At 62.2% G+C, this 16602-nt stretch carries 19 protein-coding genes; 10 read left to right on the top strand and 9 right to left on the bottom strand.

The window, feature by feature from the left end; all coding sequences use genetic code 11:
- Window positions 1–16 precede the first annotated feature (16 nt).
- A complete protein-coding gene (locus tag V3C85_RS04860) occupies window positions 17–580 on the bottom strand; it encodes an RNA polymerase sigma factor (RefSeq protein ID WP_331793961.1) in 564 nt (187 codons plus the stop codon).
- Window positions 577–741: a NepR family anti-sigma factor gene (locus tag V3C85_RS04855; protein ID WP_331793960.1), complete on the bottom strand. Its 165-nt coding sequence runs from the start codon at window positions 739–741 to the stop codon at window positions 577–579. Before V3C85_RS04855 ends, V3C85_RS04860 begins: the two co-directional genes overlap by 4 nt.
- Window positions 742–825: 84 nt before the next feature.
- Between V3C85_RS04855 and V3C85_RS04850 the strand changes: the two genes are divergently transcribed.
- A complete protein-coding gene (locus tag V3C85_RS04850) occupies window positions 826–1635 on the top strand; it encodes a response regulator (RefSeq protein ID WP_331793959.1) in 810 nt (269 codons plus the stop codon).
- A gap of 132 nt (window positions 1636–1767) precedes the next feature.
- Window positions 1768–2247: a hypothetical protein gene (locus V3C85_RS04845; RefSeq protein ID WP_331793958.1), complete on the top strand. Its 480-nt coding sequence runs from the start codon at window positions 1768–1770 to the stop codon at window positions 2245–2247.
- A gap of 124 nt (window positions 2248–2371) precedes the next feature.
- On the opposite strand, the gene V3C85_RS04840 is transcribed toward V3C85_RS04845, so the two are convergent.
- The gene (locus tag V3C85_RS04840) at window positions 2372–2866 is read right to left on the bottom strand and encodes a Dps family protein (RefSeq protein ID WP_331793957.1); all 495 of its coding nucleotides are present in this window, start codon (window positions 2864–2866) and stop codon (window positions 2372–2374) included.
- A gap of 188 nt (window positions 2867–3054) precedes the next feature.
- On the opposite strand from V3C85_RS04840, the gene V3C85_RS04835 reads away from it, so the two are divergent.
- The 6 genes from V3C85_RS04835 to V3C85_RS04810 all read left to right on the top strand — a co-directional run bounded on the left by V3C85_RS04835 (window position 3055) and on the right by V3C85_RS04810 (window position 10122).
- The gene (locus tag V3C85_RS04835) at window positions 3055–4512 is read left to right on the top strand and encodes an amidase (RefSeq protein WP_331793956.1); all 1458 of its coding nucleotides are present in this window, start codon (window positions 3055–3057) and stop codon (window positions 4510–4512) included.
- A gap of 80 nt (window positions 4513–4592) precedes the next feature.
- Window positions 4593–5648 carry an ABC transporter ATP-binding protein gene (locus tag V3C85_RS04830; RefSeq protein ID WP_331793955.1) on the top strand — a complete coding sequence of 352 codons (1056 nt, stop codon included), beginning with the start codon at window positions 4593–4595 and terminating at the stop codon, window positions 5646–5648.
- 4 nt (window positions 5649–5652) lie between these two features.
- Complete coding sequence (locus tag V3C85_RS04825; protein WP_331793954.1) at window positions 5653–6570, top strand: ABC transporter permease; 918 nt, start codon at window positions 5653–5655, stop codon at window positions 6568–6570.
- Entirely contained in the window at window positions 6563–7366 is an 804-nt protein-coding gene (locus tag V3C85_RS04820; protein ID WP_331793953.1) for an ABC transporter permease, read from the top strand. Before V3C85_RS04825 ends, V3C85_RS04820 begins: the two co-directional genes overlap by 8 nt.
- Before the next feature lie 17 nt (window positions 7367–7383).
- On the top strand, window positions 7384–8409 hold the full coding sequence (locus V3C85_RS04815; protein ID WP_331793952.1) for an ABC transporter substrate-binding protein: 1026 nt from the start codon (window positions 7384–7386) through the stop codon (window positions 8407–8409).
- Between the two features lie 51 nt (window positions 8410–8460).
- The gene (locus tag V3C85_RS04810) at window positions 8461–10122 is read left to right on the top strand and encodes an amidohydrolase (RefSeq protein WP_331793951.1); all 1662 of its coding nucleotides are present in this window, start codon (window positions 8461–8463) and stop codon (window positions 10120–10122) included.
- Here V3C85_RS04810 and V3C85_RS04805 read toward each other — a convergent pair.
- From V3C85_RS04805 to V3C85_RS04785, 5 genes are read right to left on the bottom strand one after another with little or no spacing between them, the layout of a single operon-like run.
- On the bottom strand, window positions 10119–10850 hold the full coding sequence (locus tag V3C85_RS04805; protein ID WP_331793950.1) for an MBL fold metallo-hydrolase: 732 nt from the start codon (window positions 10848–10850) through the stop codon (window positions 10119–10121). The genes V3C85_RS04810 and V3C85_RS04805 overlap by 4 nt on opposite strands.
- Window positions 10847–11839, bottom strand: coding sequence for an ABC transporter ATP-binding protein (locus V3C85_RS19440; RefSeq protein ID WP_445941979.1), 993 nt, complete (start codon window positions 11837–11839; stop codon window positions 10847–10849). Before V3C85_RS19440 ends, V3C85_RS04805 begins: the two co-directional genes overlap by 4 nt.
- Window positions 11836–12612 (bottom strand): ABC transporter permease, encoded by a 777-nt coding sequence (locus tag V3C85_RS04795; protein ID WP_331793949.1) that lies wholly within the window; start codon window positions 12610–12612, stop codon window positions 11836–11838. The genes V3C85_RS19440 and V3C85_RS04795 overlap by 4 nt, the downstream gene beginning before the upstream one ends.
- On the bottom strand, window positions 12609–13457 hold the full coding sequence (locus tag V3C85_RS04790; protein ID WP_331793948.1) for an ABC transporter permease: 849 nt from the start codon (window positions 13455–13457) through the stop codon (window positions 12609–12611). Before V3C85_RS04790 ends, V3C85_RS04795 begins: the two co-directional genes overlap by 4 nt.
- Before the next feature lie 10 nt (window positions 13458–13467).
- The gene (locus V3C85_RS04785; protein ID WP_331793947.1) at window positions 13468–14526 is read right to left on the bottom strand and encodes an extracellular solute-binding protein; all 1059 of its coding nucleotides are present in this window, start codon (window positions 14524–14526) and stop codon (window positions 13468–13470) included.
- A 124-nt stretch (window positions 14527–14650) separates the two neighbouring features.
- Here V3C85_RS04785 and V3C85_RS04780 point away from each other — a divergent pair, with 124 nt between their 5' ends.
- Together V3C85_RS04780 and speB are read left to right on the top strand one after the other, a co-directional pair.
- Entirely contained in the window at window positions 14651–15301 is a 651-nt protein-coding gene (locus tag V3C85_RS04780) for a TetR/AcrR family transcriptional regulator (RefSeq protein WP_331793946.1), read from the top strand.
- 35 nt (window positions 15302–15336) lie between these two features.
- Window positions 15337–16245 carry an agmatinase gene (gene speB / locus V3C85_RS04775; RefSeq protein WP_331794156.1) on the top strand — a complete coding sequence of 303 codons (909 nt, stop codon included), beginning with the start codon at window positions 15337–15339 and terminating at the stop codon, window positions 16243–16245.
- Window positions 16246–16248: 3 nt separating this feature from the next.
- Here speB and V3C85_RS04770 read toward each other — a convergent pair whose 3' ends face one another.
- Window positions 16249–16413, bottom strand: coding sequence for a hypothetical protein (locus V3C85_RS04770; protein WP_331793945.1), 165 nt, complete (start codon window positions 16411–16413; stop codon window positions 16249–16251).
- Window positions 16414–16602: the final 189 nt, after the last annotated feature.

Raw genomic sequence — 16602 nt, 5'->3', positions numbered from 1 at the left:
CGCAGCCCAGCCTTGATCATGCCGCCTGTGGCCCCGAACGCCCCAGAACAGCCAGGGTGGCCCCGGTTTCCTCGCCCAGGATATCTTCGCCCTCTTCCATGCCCAACAGATCGCACAGCCGCGCCCGCGCCCGATTGGCCCGGCTTTTGGCAGTGCCCACCGCAACGCCCATCATGCCTGCCGCTTCCTCATAGGAATAGCCATTGGCGCCCACAAGGATCAGCACTTCACGGTGCTCGGCGCTTAGCTGGTCAAAGGCGCGCTGAAAATCGGCAAAGGCCAGACGGCCATCATGGGCGGGCTTTTCCGACAGACTGCCCGCGTGAATGCCCTCGGGGTCGGCCACCTCGCGCTTCGTCTTGCGTTTGGATGAAAAGAAAGTGTTGCGCAGAATGGTGAACAGCCAGGCGCGCAGATCGGTGCCCACCGTGAACTTTTCGATATTGGACCACGCCTTCAGAATCGTCTCTTGCACCAGATCATCGGCCTCGGACACATTGCGCGTCAGCGAAATGGCAAAGGCCCGCAAGGCCGGAATATGGCCGGCAAGTTCGTCACGCGGATCGGCCAAGGTGGTCATTTGCGTGCCTCCTTGGCCTTCAACTGTTCCAGCAATTGTTTGAAACGATCGGGCACTTCGGTGTCCAAGGCGTCCTCAAACACCCGCTTCAGGTTTTCGTCGATATCGCGCCGCAACCGCGGCTTGGGCTTTTCCTCGGCCATTTCTTCCTTCATGCTCATCCTGCCATGTCCCGCAATTATTCACGGAACCAAACGCAAGGCTACAGCGTTTGGTTCCCAGAAAACTTCGACTGGGAGAAAATAATGACGACCTCAGAGACCATCGACCTGTCACAGGCCGTTGCGCGCGAGCTGCCCTACCTGCGCCGCTATGCGCGGGCGCTGACAGGCAGTCAAAGCAGTGGTGACCGTTATGCCGCCGCCACGCTGGAAAGCCTGCTTGTCGATCCGTCGGTCATTTCTGCGGCGGCTTCGGCAAAGGTGGGGCTGTTTCACACCTTTCACCTGGTCTGGGCCAGCGCCGGTGCCCCCACGGCCGAGGCCGAAGACCGGATGACCGCCGGGGCCATGGCCCATATGGCGGCGCTGACCCCGAATTCGCGCGAGGCCCTGTTGCTGCATGCGATCGAAGGGTTCGACCATGACGAAATCGCCGCCATCATGCAGACCGATCCCGAAGACGTGGCGCAGCTGATTGCCACCGCAAACCGCGAGATGGAGGCATCGGTGACCGGCAAGGTGATGGTGATCGAGGATGAGGCGATCATCGCGATGGATATCGTCGATATCGTCACCAGCATCGGCCATTCGGTCACGGGCGTGGCCCGCACCCGCGACGGTGCCTTGGCCTTGGCCGACAAGACCCTGCCCGATCTGATCCTGTCTGACATCCAGTTGGCCGACAATTCCTCGGGCGTCGATGCGGTGAATGACATTCTGGCCCGTCATGGCGATATTCCGGTGATTTTCATCACCGCCTTCCCCGAACGGCTGCTGACGGGCGACAAGCCCGAACCCGCCTTCCTGATCACCAAACCCTTCACCGAAGAGCAAGTGCGCTCGGCGGTCAGTCAGGCCATGTTCTTTGCCTCGACCGAGACGCTGCACGGCTGAAGCCGCCCACCGGATACACCGGTCAAACCCGCCGCATCCCGGCGGGTTTTTCTTTGGAACCATTTGTTTTCTTGGGGGTTTTCCTTTCACAATCGGCGCAGACCGCGCCCCTTTTCAGGAAAGGACGACCCCATGTTGCGCAACGCTTTGCTGGCCGGAACGGCCCTGGTGTTCACCTCGGCAGCCTATGCCCAGACCATGGTCAAAGACATCGAAGTGACCACCGATCTGACCGCCATCGAAAACACCAAAGCCGCGGCCTATTGGGCCAATGTCTCGGATGATCTGGAAGCTGCCATTGCGGCCCGTCTGGTTGACCGGCTGGCCGATGACGGCGCCGACATCAAGGTTGATGTGAATGAGCTTTCGCTGTCGAATTCGTTTCAATCGGCCTTGGGGCTGGAAGATGCGGTTCTGGTGGGTCAGGTGAACATCACCCATGACAGCGACAATGCCAAATTCGACGCCTATGAGCTGACGATCAGCGCCAAAGCCGCCCAGGCCTATGGCGAAAACGGGATGGTGCTGGAAGGTGCCTTTACCGACACGCCCGAATATTACGCAGCCCTTGTGCAGGCCTTTGCCGATGGCGTCGTCACCCGGTTGAAGTAAAACCGCTAACATCACCACCAAAAGCCCCGGGAAACGCCCGGGGCTTTTTTTGCATTCCGCGCACCGCAGCGCCCATAAAAAAGGGCCCCCGAAGGGGCCCTGGCGTTTATCGGAGCGCAGAAGATCACTTGGCGGTCGCGCGCAGCATCCACGCCGCCTTTTCGTGAAAGGCACAACGCGCGGTCAGCAGATCCGCCGTCACCGGATCGCCCCCGTCTTCGGCCGCCTCGATCGCCTTGTGCATGCGCTTGGCCACGGCCTCATGGTCACTGGCCAGATCTTCCACCATCTGTTGCGCAGATGGCAATTTGGCCTTGTCCTTGACACACGACCCGGCCGTGATCTCTGCCAGTTGCGACGGCGCAAGCTGGCCCAAAGCGCGAATACGTTCGGCCAGTTCATCGGCTGCGGCGAACAGATTGGTGTAGTGGCTTTCGGTCAGCACATGGATGGAATGGAACAGGGGTCCTTCGACATTCCAGTGATAGGCATGGCTTTTGAACACCAGACAATAGGTATCGGCAAGCGCCGCATTCAGGCCCTTGACGATCGCCGAGACCTTTTCAACCCCGGTATCAATGCTGTCGGCCTTTGGCACGGCTTTCAATGCGTCTGACATGGCTTTTCCTTTCGGTTGGCAATTCGGTTTCGGCCCATGGGGCCGCTGCCAAGACAACGCCAGACCGGGCCATTGGTTCCCGTGAACACAGCCTTGAGCCAAAGCCGGGCTTCAGCCAAAGCCGGGCTTGCCAGACGGGCCAAAGCATCGCTAAGGTTTGATCAAAAGTCGCCCAGCGGAGAATGCCCATGCTGACCGCCTACGACTGCGTCGATGCCACCGCCCTTGCGGCACGCGTTGCCGCGCGCCAGGTTTCGCCGACCGAGTTGCTGGACCATGCCTTGGGCAAGGTCGCGGCGTTGAACCCCAGACTGAACGCCGTTGTTCTGATGCAAGAACAGGTCGCCCGTCAGGCCATCGCCACGGGCCTGCCGCGCGGGCCGTTTCAGGGTGTGCCCTTCTTGCTTAAGGATCTGGGCTGCGAGGCGGTGGATTTTCCGTCCCACAACGGCTCGCGGCTGCTGGCCAATACGCGCTATGGCAAGGATTCCGCGATCTTTGCCCGTATCCGCCAGACTGGCGTCGTTACCTTTGGCCGCACCACCAGCCCCGAGGGCGGTATCGGGGCGGCCACCGAGGCCGCGGTTTACGGCGGCCCCACGCGCAACCCGTGGAACCTTGATCATACCCCCGGCGGATCGTCCGGCGGGGCGGGGGCTGCGGTGGCGGCGGGGATCGTGCCCTTTGCCCATGGCTCTGACGGTGGCGGTTCGGTGCGCATTCCGGCCTCTGGCTGCGGATTGTTCGGCATGAAACCCACCCGCGCCCGCCTGCCCGATGGCCCCTATGCGGGCGAAGGCTGGGCGGGCATGGCGATTGACGGGTTTCTGACATGGTCGGTGCGCGATACCGCCGCCCTGCTGGATGCCTGCCAAGGCGCCGATCCGGGCGCGCCCTATCACGCGCCGCCCTTGCAGGCCGGGCATATGCAGGCCATCAGCCGCCCCCCGCGGCGCCTGCGGGTGATGCTGTGCGACACCAGCTTTACCGGCCAGCCGATCCACCCCGATTGCGCCGCTGCGGTGCATCAGACGGCACAGCTGCTGGCAAGCCTGGGCCATCATGTCGAACCCGGTCTGCCACAGGCTGACATCCCCATGATGATGCGGGCCTGGACCAATATCGTCGCCTGTGGCACCGCACTTGGCATCCGCAAGGCCCTTGCCGCCAAGGGGCGGGCGCTGCAGCCCGATGATATCGAAGGTGTCAGCCGCGGGGCCATGGCCTTGGCCGCCACCTTGTCGGGGGCCGATTATCTTGATGCCGTTGGGCAAATTCATGCCTTTGGCCGGCAGATGGCCGCGGTGTTCGACCCAGAAACAGGCCCGAAACCGGGCCCCGACATCATCTTGTCCGCCACCTTGGCCGAGCCCCCGGCGCGGATTGGCCGCTTTGCCCATAGCACCGATGATTACCTGCATTACCGCATCGGACCCGGGATGATCTTTGACTATTCGCCCTTTTGCGCCGTGTTCAATGCCAGTGGCCAACCCGCCGCCTCGCTGCCCTTGGGGCAGTCCGCTGATGGCCTGCCCATCGGGATCCATCTGGCCGCACGTTTCGGAAATGATGAAGAATTAATCGCCCTGTGCGCAGAGCTTGAGCGCGCGCAGCCATGGGCGTCGAAACGGCCTGAATTGGGCTGAAAGGTCAGGTTAGGGTTGCTATCCGGGCCTCGCCCCGTAGAATATGATCAAAATAATGCCCAACAGGGGGGCGAATTATCGTGAGCGATCGAGACGCAGTTACCGCGCAGAATGTGGTCAAGGCCTTTGGTCAGGGCAAAGCCTCGGTCCGGGCGCTGGACGATGTGTCCCTGACCATCCGCAAGGGCGAATTCTTCACGCTTCTCGGCCCGTCGGGCTGTGGCAAGACCACGCTTTTGCGGCTGATCGCAGGGTTTGAAATGCCCACATCGGGCACGATCTTGCTGGATGGTCAGGATGTAACCGACCTGCCGCCAAACCGCCGCCCGGTGAACACGGTGTTTCAATCCTATGCCCTGTTTCCGCATCTGACCGTGCGCGAAAACGTGGGTTTCGCGTTGAAAATGCAGGGCCGCAAGGCCGCCGAGATTGACGACCGCACCAATCAGATGCTGGCGCTGGTCAAGCTGGAGACTTTGGCCGAGCGCAAGACGGCACAGCTTTCGGGGGGGCAGCAACAGCGCGTTGCCCTGGCCCGCGCGCTGGCCCCGCAGCCCAAGGTGTTGCTGCTGGACGAACCGCTGTCGGCGCTGGATCTGAAGTTGCGCAAGGAAATGCAGACCGAACTGAAGCGGCTGCAAAAGGAAACCGGCATCACCTTTGTCTTCGTCACCCATGATCAGGAAGAGGCGCTGACCATGTCAGACCGCGTCGCGGTGATGAGTGCGGGCAAACTGCAACAAGTGGCCCCACCGCGCGACATCTATACCGCCCCGGTCAACCGCTTTGTGGCCGATTTCATTGGCGAGACGAATTTTCTGGCGGCAAGCCCGGTGCCGGGCGGTATGCGCCTTGGCTGCGGGGCGATCATTGCGGCCACGGGCGATGGCCCGGTGCTGACCATTCGGCCCGAACAGGTGCAGATCGTGCCCGCCGAAACGCCGGGCGCGATCCCCGCCACGGTGGATGGGCTGGTCTATCTGGGCACCGACATGCATGCCCATCTGCGCCTGAGCGACGGCGAGGCGCTGACCGCCCGCCTGCCCCTGCCCCCCGGCGGCGATGCAGGGCTGGCCGTTGGCGACCGCGCAGCCGTGACCTTTGCCCCCGGCGCCGCGCGCCTGATCCGGGATTGATGCCATGAGCCGCGCCGAAGACAAACAAGCCCGCGACTCGGCCCGCAACGGATGGCTGCTGTCCGCCCCGGCCCTGACCTTGCTGACCTTTGCCGCCGCAGGGCCCTTGCTGATCGTGCTGGTCTATTCGTTCCTGCAAAAGGGCGATTATGGCAATGTGATCTGGGAGTTCAGCCTTGATGGCTGGGTCGGCATCCTGTTTTCCCGCGATATTTTCGACGGCACCCTTGGCCTTGCCGATGCGCATCTGACCATCTTCTGGCGCAGTGTAAAGCTTTCGCTGCTGACCACGCTGATCACCTTTGCGCTTGGCTTTCCCACCGCATGGTTCATCGCCACCCGCCCCCCGACCGAACGGGCGGGATGGCTGTTTCTGATCACCATTCCCTTCTGGACCAACCTGCTGATCCGCACCTTTGCGATTGGCGAAATCCTGCGCTCAGAGGGTTTGGTCAACAGCGCGCTGATGGCCCTTGGCGTGATCGAAACGCCCATTCAGATGCTTTACACCGATGGTGCGGTGCTGGTGGGCATGGCGTATGTCTATCTGCCACTGATGGTGCTGCCGCTTTATGCCGCGATCGAGCGGTTTGACATGCGCCTGCTGGAAGCGGGCTATGATCTTTATGCCAGCCGCACGCAGGTGCTGCGCAATGTCATCTTGCCCATCGTGCGGCCGGGCATCGTGGCCGGGTCGATCCTTGTCTTCGTGCCCTCACTGGGGGCCTATGTCACGCCGCGGGTTCTGGGCGGTGGCAAGAACATGATGATCGGCAATTTCATCGAGTTGCAATTCGGTCAGGGCCGCAACTGGCCGCTGGGGGCGGCGCTGTCGATGACGCTTTTGGTGATCGTGACGGTGGCGCTGCTGTTTTATGTGCGCGCCGTCAACCGGGGTGCATCAGGGGGTGGCCATGGCTAACCACAGCTTTTCCGTCGCGCGCCTGCCGGGCTTTGCCACTGTGGCTTTGGCGGTGTTTGCCTGCCTTTACCTGCCGATCATCACGCTGGTGATCTATTCCTTTAACGACGGGCCTTCGATTGCCATCTGGCAGGGCTTTTCCCTGCGCTGGTATCAGGTGGCGTGGAACAACGATGCCGTGCAAGGGGCCACCATCCGGTCGCTGATCATTGCGGCCTCGGCCAGTGCAATTGCGACCACACTGGCCACCATGGCCGCGCTTGGCACCACCCGCCGCCGCGCGTTCAAGGGCCAGACCTTTATCTATGTCATGATCAACCAACCGCTGATGGTGCCCGAAATCGTCACCGCCGTGGCCCTGCTGATCTTTTTTGCCGCCATCAAGGTGGCCACCGGCTATCAGGGCCTTGGCTATCTGATCGCCGCCCATGCCGCCTTTTGCATTCCCTTTGCCTATCTGCCGATCCGTGCGCGGCTGGAAGGCATGGATATGGCGCTGGAAACCGCGGCATCCGATCTTTACGCCAGCCCCTGGCAAACCTTTCGCCATGTCACCCTGCCCCTGCTGGCACCCGGCATTGCGGCGGGGGCGATGCTGGCCTTTGTCATCAGCCTTGATGATGTGGTGATCACCGAATTTGTAAAATCAGGCGGGCAGGATACACTGCCCACCTATATGCTGGGCCAGTTACGCCGCGCCGTAACGCCCGAGGTCAACGCCATCTCAACCGTGCTGCTGGCGCTGACGGTGCTGCTGCTGACCGCCTTTTTCCTACTGACGCGCAAAAAAAACTAACCAACCGGGAGACTGCAATGAAAAAGACAATTGCCACATTGGCCGCCCTTCTGGCGACCACCAGCCTTGCCCATGCCGAGGGCACGCTGAACCTGTTCAACTGGGGCAACTATACCAGCCCCGAGCTTTTGACCAAATTTGAGGCTGAAACCGGCATCAAGGTCACGGTCACCGATTACGACAGCAACGACGCCGCCCTGGCCAAGGTCGAGGCCGGTGGCCATGGTTTTGATCTGGTGGTGCCATCGGCAAACTATGTGCCGATCTGGCGCGAAAAGGGGCTGATTGCGCCCCTGGATATGACAAAGCTGGCCAATCACGGCAACATCGCCCCCGAATGGAAAGACGTGCCGTGGGATCCGGGCCGCGCCTATTCGGTGCCGTGGCAGTGGGGGTCAACCGGGGTTGCGGTCAACACCTCGGTTTATTCGGGCGATATCAACACTTCGGCCATCTTCCTTGATGTGCCAGAGGAGTTGAAGGGCAAGATCAACGTCGTGCCCGAGATGAATGATGTGGTCAACCTTGCCATCTTTTACGTCGGCGGCGAGGCCTGCACCGAAGACACCGAAGTGCTGAAAAAGGCCCGCGACGTGCTGATCGCCGCCAAGCCTGACTGGATTTCGATGGATTACGGCGCCACCGAAAAGCTGTCGAACAACGATTGGGCCGCTTCGGTGAACTGGAACGGGTCCACCATGCGCGCGCGTCTGGCCAACCCCTCGGTCGCCTATGGCTATCCGAAGGAAGGCTATCCGCTGTTCATGGATTCGGTCGCGCTGTTGGCAGATGCCCAGAATGTCGACAATGCCTATAAGTTCCTTGATTTCATCATGGTGCCGGAAAATGCCGCGATGATCTCGGCCTTTGCCCGCTATGCCAATGGCATCGCCGGGTCGGATGAATTCATGCCCGAGGATATGAAAAACGCACCCGAAGTGGTGACCCCCGAAGAGTTCAAGGCTGCGGGCCGGTTCCTGCCCACCTGCTCGCCCAAGGCGTCAGAATATCTGGCCGCAATCTGGACCGAGTTGCAGAAATAAGCCCCTTGGGGCGGCCGTCACAGGCCGCCCCATCCTATGCCCGAGGCCGAAATGACCCCCGACATCATTGTGACCAATGCCCGCGTCCTGACGATGGATGCGACCGTCCCGCGTGCCCAGGCTGTTGCCCTGACCGGCGACCGGATCACCGCCGTCGGCGACCGTGCCACGGTCGAAGCCCTGGTAGGCCCCGCCACGCAGATCATTGATGCGCGGGGGCGCACAGTGCTGCCCGGATTTGTCGAAAGCCATCTGCACCTTGTTTTGGGCGGGGCGGAACTGGCGCATTTGCAAGTGGGGGGCCTGCATGGCCTTGATGCCCTGCAAAACGCCTTTCGCCGCTTTGCCGCCCGCCATCCCGACCGCCCGCTGCTGATGGCCCAAGGTGCCGATTACGGCATGCTGGATCATCCGATGACGCGCGCCGATCTGGATGCCATCCTCCCCGACCGCCCGATTGCCATCACCGCCGCCGACCATCACACCGTCTGGGCAAACACCGCGGCGCTGCGGGCTGCGGGCCTTTTGCACGGCCTTGCCACCCCGCATGGGCACGAGGTGGTGATGGGCGCCGATGGTACGGCCACGGGTGAGTTGCGCGAATTTGAGGCCTTTGCCCCCGTTATCGCCCTTGGCGGCGAGGCGCGGCTGAACCTTGGCATTGCCACCGGCGAAGAGCCCTCTCCCTGGCCCGATGCCGCCGAACGGGCCATCGACGGCGCCAAGGTGCTGGACGGCTTTCGCCATTGTGCCGCCCATGGCATCACCAGCATGGTGAACATGGATGGCAACCGCTATACGCTTGAATTGCTGCGCGAGATGCAGGCCGAGGGCACCTTGCTGGCCCGCGTCAAGGTGCCCTTTCATTTCAAGCCGCATATGGATCTGCCTGATCTGGACCGGGCCGAGGCGATGACCCGTGACTTTGCCGATGACTGGCTGTGCTGCGGCTTTGTCAAGATGTTCATGGACGGGGTGATGGACAGCGGCACCGCCTTTATGCTGCACGATTATCCCGACACGCCGGGGCATCGGTCAGAACCCCTGTTCCCCGCCGACCGGTTCAACCAGATCGCCACCGAGATCGACCGTCGCGGCCTGCAGATTGCGGTTCACGCGATTGGCGATGGCGCGGTGCGGCAAACGATTGACGGCTATGAGGCGGCCCAAAAGGCCAATGGCCGCCGCGACAGCCGCCACCGGATTGAACATATCGAACTGATCGACCCGGCCGATATTCCCCGCCTTGGCGCGCTTGGCATCACCGCCAGCCTGCAACCGCCGCACCCGCCGGGGGCGATGGATTTTCCGGTGCTGCCCACGATGACCAAGATTGCCCGCCATCGTTGGCGCGATGCCTATCTGTGGAAAACACTGGCCGATGCGGGCGCGCCAATTGCCTATGCCAGCGATTGGCCGGTAACGGATGTGTCGGTGATGCGGGGGATCAAGGCTGCGCTGACCCGCGCGCCCTATGACGGCGCGGCCGATGAACGGCTGGCGCTGATGGACACGCTGCGCGCCTATACCGCCGGGGGCGCATGGGCCGCGCATATGGACCATCTGACCGGCACCCTGCGGGTCGGCATGGCCGCCGATCTGGTGATGCTGGGCTGCGATGTCGAAACCACCGCGCCTCAGGATCTGGACCGCCACCCTGTCGCCCTGACCATCGCGGGCGGGCGCATCACCCATCAGGCCCAGCCCCTTTAGGCCCCCTTGGCGCGCAGCCAGTCGTCAATGATCTGGCGGTGCCGTTCCCCCGAATAGCTGGGGAAATGCCCCGCATGCACCATGCGCACCGGCAGGTCACGCAACCGCCGCATCGAGGCGACATACTGGCGCTGCTCCAAATCGCTGGTGCCTTCGATCAGCTCGCCATCATAGACGATATCGCCCGCGATCAGAATGCCGGTTGCCGACTCCCACAGGGCGATGCCGCCGGGCGAATGGCCGGGGGTGTGGATCACCTCGAACCGTCGGTCGCCCAGGTCGATCCGATCGCCATCCCACAACAGCCGCGTGGCCGGGGCCGCAGGCACGGTATAGCTGTCCGACCGATAGGGCGCAGGCGGCAGAGTGGTGAAGATGTCATCGGTCACATATTTGTCGGCGAAAGTATTTTCGCGCGTCGGCGCACGCATCAGATGCGCCTCGGCCCCATGGCACAGGCGGCAGGGAAATTCGTCATGGCACCCGATATGGTCGAAATGCGTGTGGCTGGCCACGGCCTGCAACGGGCGTTCTGTCACCAGGGGCACCCATTGGCGCAGGCTGACAACGCCCATGCCGCTGTCCACCAGCATGTCGCCATCGCTGCCCCGCACATGCCAGACATTGCAGCGGTAAAACGGCTGGATATGCGGCTCGTCGATCAGGGTGACTCCGTCCGACAGCGGGGTGATCCGCCACCAGTCCTGGGGTTTTGCGCGGTTGGTCATAGCAGCACCGGATTATTGGCAAAAAGATTGGTCATCATGCCGGGGCGGGCCTCGGCCCCTTGCGGCAGATGCACCATCAACGGCAAGTCAGGTGCCGCCTGCGGCGCAAATCGCGCCCGGATATGGGTGCCGAAGAACGCCACCTCCTCTAACCGCGCAGGCCCCAGCGGCAACTCGCCCTGATCGCCGATCGCCTCGGGGCGCAGGCACAGGGTGCCGGTGCCGGGCATCAGCGGGCCCAAGGGCGATTGGCCATTGGTTACAGGGATCTTGTTGACTTCCCCCATGAACCCCGCCGAAAACAGGCTGCGCGGCCGCAGATAGACACGCGACGGCGGGCCGTCATCCTCGATCCGGCCTGCGTTCATCACCACGATGCGGTCGGCAATCGCCATCGCCTCTTCCTGATCATGGGTCACATGCACAAAGGTGGTGCCCACCCGGCGCTGGATCGCCTTTAACTCGTCCTGCATCTGGCGGCGCAATTTCAGATCCAGCGCCCCCAGCGGTTCATCCAGCAGCAGCACATCGGGTTCCACCGCCAAGGCCCGCGCCAGGGCCACCCGCTGGCGCTGCCCGCCCGACAACTCATGCGGGCGCACGCCAGACCGGCCCTCCAGCCCCACCAGCGCCAGCATCTCGGCGGCCCGCGCCTGCCGCGCTGCCCGCGCGACGCCGCGCATCTTCAGCCCAAAGCCCACATTCTGGCCCAAGGTCATATGCGGAAACAGCGCGTAATCCTGAAACACCGTTGTCGTGGGCCGCGCCCTTGGCCCGATCCCGGCCATATCGCGCCCGCCGATCAGTACCCGGCCCGAACTGGGTTCGGCAAAGCCGCCGATCAGGTTCAGCAACGTCGTCTTGCCACAGCCCGATGGCCCCAACAGCACCACGAATTCCCCCGCCGCAATCGACAGCGACACATCCTCCAACGCCTTGGCCCTGCCGTAATGCTGGCTGACCCGCTCGATTTCCACCCCTGCTGTCATCCGCGCCTCCGCACCACCAGAATTTCGGCCAGCACCACCGCGATGACCGAGATCAGAAACACCAAAGACCCCACCGCATTGGTGGCCGGCGACAGGCCCGATTTCAGCATCGACCAGATTTCCACCGGCAAGGTCACATCAAACCGCGTCAAGAGGAAAGCGATGATGAACTCATCCCAACTGAAGGTGACCGACAGAAAGAACGCCGCCGCCAGCGCCGGGGCCAGCATCGGGGCCGACACCTGCACCAGCACCTGCCATTCCGCCGCCCCCAGATCGCGCGCCGCCCGTTCCGCCGATTTCTGCTGATCGCCCATCGCGGCAAAGCAGATGGCAAAGCACAAAGGCAGGTTGATGACGACATGGCCGATCCCGGCGGTGACCAGCGACGGGCGCACACCCACCTGGTTGAACACCTGCAACAACCCCAGCGCGATGATCAGATAGCTGACCGTCATCGGCGCGATCAGCACCAGCCGCATCAGCCCCGACCCCGGCAGCCGCACCCGCGCAAGGCCATGGGCCGCCAGAAACCCTAACACCAGTGCCAGAGCCGAGGTGAGAACCGCCAGCAGAATGGAATTCCCCATCGCCGCCACCAGATCACGGTCGGACAGGATCTTGCCATACCATTCCAGCGTCACCCCCTTGAATGGCGGCACCGGCAGGCGGCCATCCTGAAAGGAATAGACCACCAGAACCACGACAGGCAAAAAGATGAAGGCATAGGCCAGCGCCAGATACAGCCAGCCAAGGGGGCGCAGCGCCTTCATATCCGGTCCAGCCTGACCCAGCGCGCCATCACCAGATAGGCCAGCGTGACAATCGCCATCAAGACCACAGACAGCGCCGAGGCAAAGGGAAAATTCCCGCTGCGCCCCAGTTGCAGCATGATCAGCTGCGGCAGCGTCAGTTCCGCATTGCCCCCCAGAATTTGCGGCGTGATGTAATCGCCAATGCACAGAACAAAGGTCAGAAAGGCACCCGTCATCACACCGGGCAATGTCAGCGGCAGGATGACATGGGCAAAGGTGGCCCAAGGCCCCGCCCCCAGATCCGCCGCCGCACGGGCATAATTCTGCGGCAGTTGGATCAGGTTGGCATAGATCGTCAGGGTCAGCAGCATGATGAAGAAATGCACAAAGCCGATCACCGTGGCCGCGCGGGTGGCCGCAATCTCAAGCGGCGCGAAACCGACACCAGCCAGCATCTGGTTCAGCACCCCGTTCTGCCCCAACACCAACAGCCAAGCATAAGATCGCACGACATACGACGTCCAGAATGGCAGTATGGCCAGCAGCAGGGCCAGCCGTTGCCATTTCGGCGGCACGCGAAAGGCGATCATCGCGGCCAGCGGATAGGCCAGCACCACCGAAATCACCGTCACCAGCGCCGTGATTTCAAGGCTGTTGGTCAGCGCCCGCAGCATCGCGGGTTCGGTGAACAGTTTGACGTAATTGCCGGGGTCAAAGGCGGGCACGATGGCCCGCCCCTCCATCCGGGCGAAAGACATGGCCACCATCGCGGCAAAGGGCAACAGGAAAAAGCCTGCCGTCCACAGCAAGGCCGGGGCGACAAGGCCCCAGCCCAACCGGATGTCGCTTTGGCGGATGGTCATGGCCGCAGGGTCATTGGTTCAGCATTTGCGTCCACAGATCCTGCATCGCCATGTCAAGATCGGCGTCAGGAATGGGGTAAAGCTGCGCCCGCGCCAGAAAATCAGCCTGCTGATCCCAGCGCAGAACCGCCTTTTGATCCGCCGTCAGCGCATCGCCCGCCTTGGCATTGGCAGGCATCCCCCAATAGCAGGATGAGGTCGCCAGACGGGCCTGCCCCTCGGGCGAGGTGATGTATTTCACGAATTCCAGCGCCAGATCAGGCTGTTCGCTGCCCGCAACCACACCAATCGACTGCGCCCAGCGCAGGCCGCCCTGCGTTGGGATCGTCCAATCCAGATTGGCGTTTTCTGCCGTCAGCACAGCCGTCAGCCATTCACCGCCGCCCACGACAATATCGACATCCCCCGTCGCCAGCGCCGTTTGCGCCGAGACGACATCCGACACCTGCTTTGACGCCTTGCGCAGCGCCAGAAGCGGGTCTTTCAAACCGGCCAAGGCCTCGGCGGTAATGTCCGCCGTGGCGACCCCCTGCCCCAGCGCGACAAGGCCGATAACCGGCAGGTAATAGTCATAGATCGCAATCCGGCCATCGTATTTGCCGCTGGTCAGGCTGGCCATATCCTCCATATCGGCCGGATCGACCTTGGATTTGTCAAACGCCACGGTGTTGTAGCCAAACTTTTCCGTCACCGCATAGGTCTTGCCGCCGATCACATTGTTTTCGGCCATCACCACTTCGGGAAAGAAATCACCCGTTGGCAGTTGGTCGGCGGGCAGTTCGGCCAGAAAGCCGCCCTCAACCGCGCGGCCCACATCCACCGCATCAATCACCAGCACATCCCAGTCACCGGGGCGCGATTGCTCTAGCAAGGTCAGACCGGCTGCCGTGCCTTCGTATTCCTTGACGTTCACCTTGACGCCATATTGTTCCTCGAACGGTTGCAGCAGGGCAGGATCGGTGTGGTCGCACCACACCAATGCGTTCAATTCCTGTGCAGATGCCGGCATCGCAAGCGCCAGCAACGCCCCCGCCGACAAGGGTAGAACAAACCTCCGGTCCTTGGTCATTGCATCTCTCCTGTTGGGTCGGGCACTCTTTTCGGCACCCCATGAAGAAAAGGATTGAGGAGGAACAATTTCCAAGTCAATGTAATTTTGTAGTCCACTTCAAATTTTCAGACTCAGATCGCCCATGTCAGGATTGCGTGCCCAAAACAAAGCCGATCGCAGCCGCCGCATTCTGGAAAGTGCGTCGCGCCTGTTTCAGCAGGCGGGCTATGACGCCGTGCGCATCGAAGATATCGCAGCCGAGGCGCAGATGTCGCCGGGCACCGTTTACAACTACTTTACCACCAAGGGCGATGTTCTGCTGGCCATCGTCGCGATGGAGGTGGAGGAGGTTCTGGTGGCCGGCGAAGGGCTGGTCGATGCGCCCAAGGGCGATTTTGCCGCCACCATGACGGCCCTGATCGGCGGCTATTACGACCATTCGCTGATGTATCTGTCAAAGGCGATGTGGCGCACGGCCATGGCGCAATCCATCGCAGCCCCCGAGGCCGCCTTTTCGCGCCATTACACCAGCCTTGATGCCCGCCTGACCGACCAGATCTGCGCCGCGATTGCCCGGTTGCAGGCCATGGGCAAGCTGCGGGCCGATCTTGACCCAAAGGTTCTGGGCGCGATCATCTTTAACGATATCAACATGATGTTTGTCGATTTCGTCAAAAACGAAAAGGCCACCCTGCCCCAGTTGCAAAAGGCGCTGAAGGCGCATCTGCATCTGCTGGCGGGCCTGCTGTGCCCCCCGCCCCCGAATTCGGCCCCCAAGGAGATGACGCCGTGACCAGCCCCTATAACCAACCTCTTGGCGGCAATACGATGCCGCGCTTTGGCGGCCCGGCCACGATGATGCGCCTGCCCGCACAAGACACGGCAGCGGGGCTTGATGCCTGTTTCATCGGCATTCCGATGGATATCGGCACCTCGAACCGCCCCGGCACCCGGCTTGGGCCGCGCCAGATCCGTGATGAAAGCCGGATGATGCGGCCCTATAACATGGCCACTGGTGCCCGGCCCTTTGACGAGATGCAGGTGGCCGATATCGGCGATGTGCCGATCAACACCTTTGATCTGAAGAAATCCTGCGCCATCATCACCGACCATTACCGTCAGGTGCTGTCGCATGGCGTGATCCCGCTGACGCTTGGCGGCGACCACACGCTGACCTGGCCGGTGCTGCGCGCCATCAAGGAACGGCATGGGCCGGTGGCACTGATCCATGTCGATGCCCATTCCGACACCAATGAACACATGTTTGGCGAGCGTGAGGCCCATGGCTGCCCGTTTCGCCGCGCCTGGGAAGATGGCTGCCTGATCAATGACAAGGTGTTCCAGATCGGGTTGCGTGGCACCGGCTATTCCCCCGAGGATTTCGACTGGGGCCGCAAGCAGGGCTGGACAGTCACCCCGGCCGAGGCCTGCTGGCATAAATCGCTGACCCCGCTGATGGCCGAGATCCGCGCCAAGATCGGGGATGCGCCGGTTTACCTGAGTTATGACATCGACAGCCTTGATCCGGCCTTTGCGCCCGGCACCGGCACGGTCGAGGTGGGGGGCCTGACCACCATTCAAGGGCTTGAGATCATTCGCGGTTGCGCGGGCCTGAACCTTGTCGGCTGCGATCTGGTCGAGGTGTCGCCGCCCTATGACATGTCGGGCAATACCGCCATGATCGCCGCGAACTACCTGTATGAAATGCTGTGCGTGCTGCCCCGCCCCCGGCGATAGCGGTCAGCGCAAGCTGTCGTCTGACCGGTCGATCTTGTCTCGCAGGCGGATCATCGCGGCCCAGAACAGCCTGAACTGACGCCAGATCAGAAAACCGTAAAAGGCCGCGATCCCCAAAATGATCGCGGCCAGCGCCCCAAGGGTGATCAGATCGTCAAGCGAGGTCATGGCGCGGTCCGGGGTGGCGGATATGTTGATGCCGATTCAGCCTAAATCACCGAACTGCACCTGCAAAGCCCCTGCTTTCTGCCCGTTTTTCAGGCAGGTCTGCAAAGTCTGCGCCAAAATGCAACACAACAGACCCAAGGCCCGCGAATTGTCACGCCAACACGCCAAGGCTTTCTTTCCATCCCAAGG

This window comes from Pseudotabrizicola sp. L79 (genome assembly GCF_036553525.1).
In the GTDB taxonomy this organism is placed as follows: domain Bacteria; phylum Pseudomonadota; class Alphaproteobacteria; order Rhodobacterales; family Rhodobacteraceae; genus Pseudotabrizicola.
The sequence above is the reverse complement of the archived record's forward strand: the minus strand, read 5'-3'. Positions and strand labels throughout refer to the sequence as shown.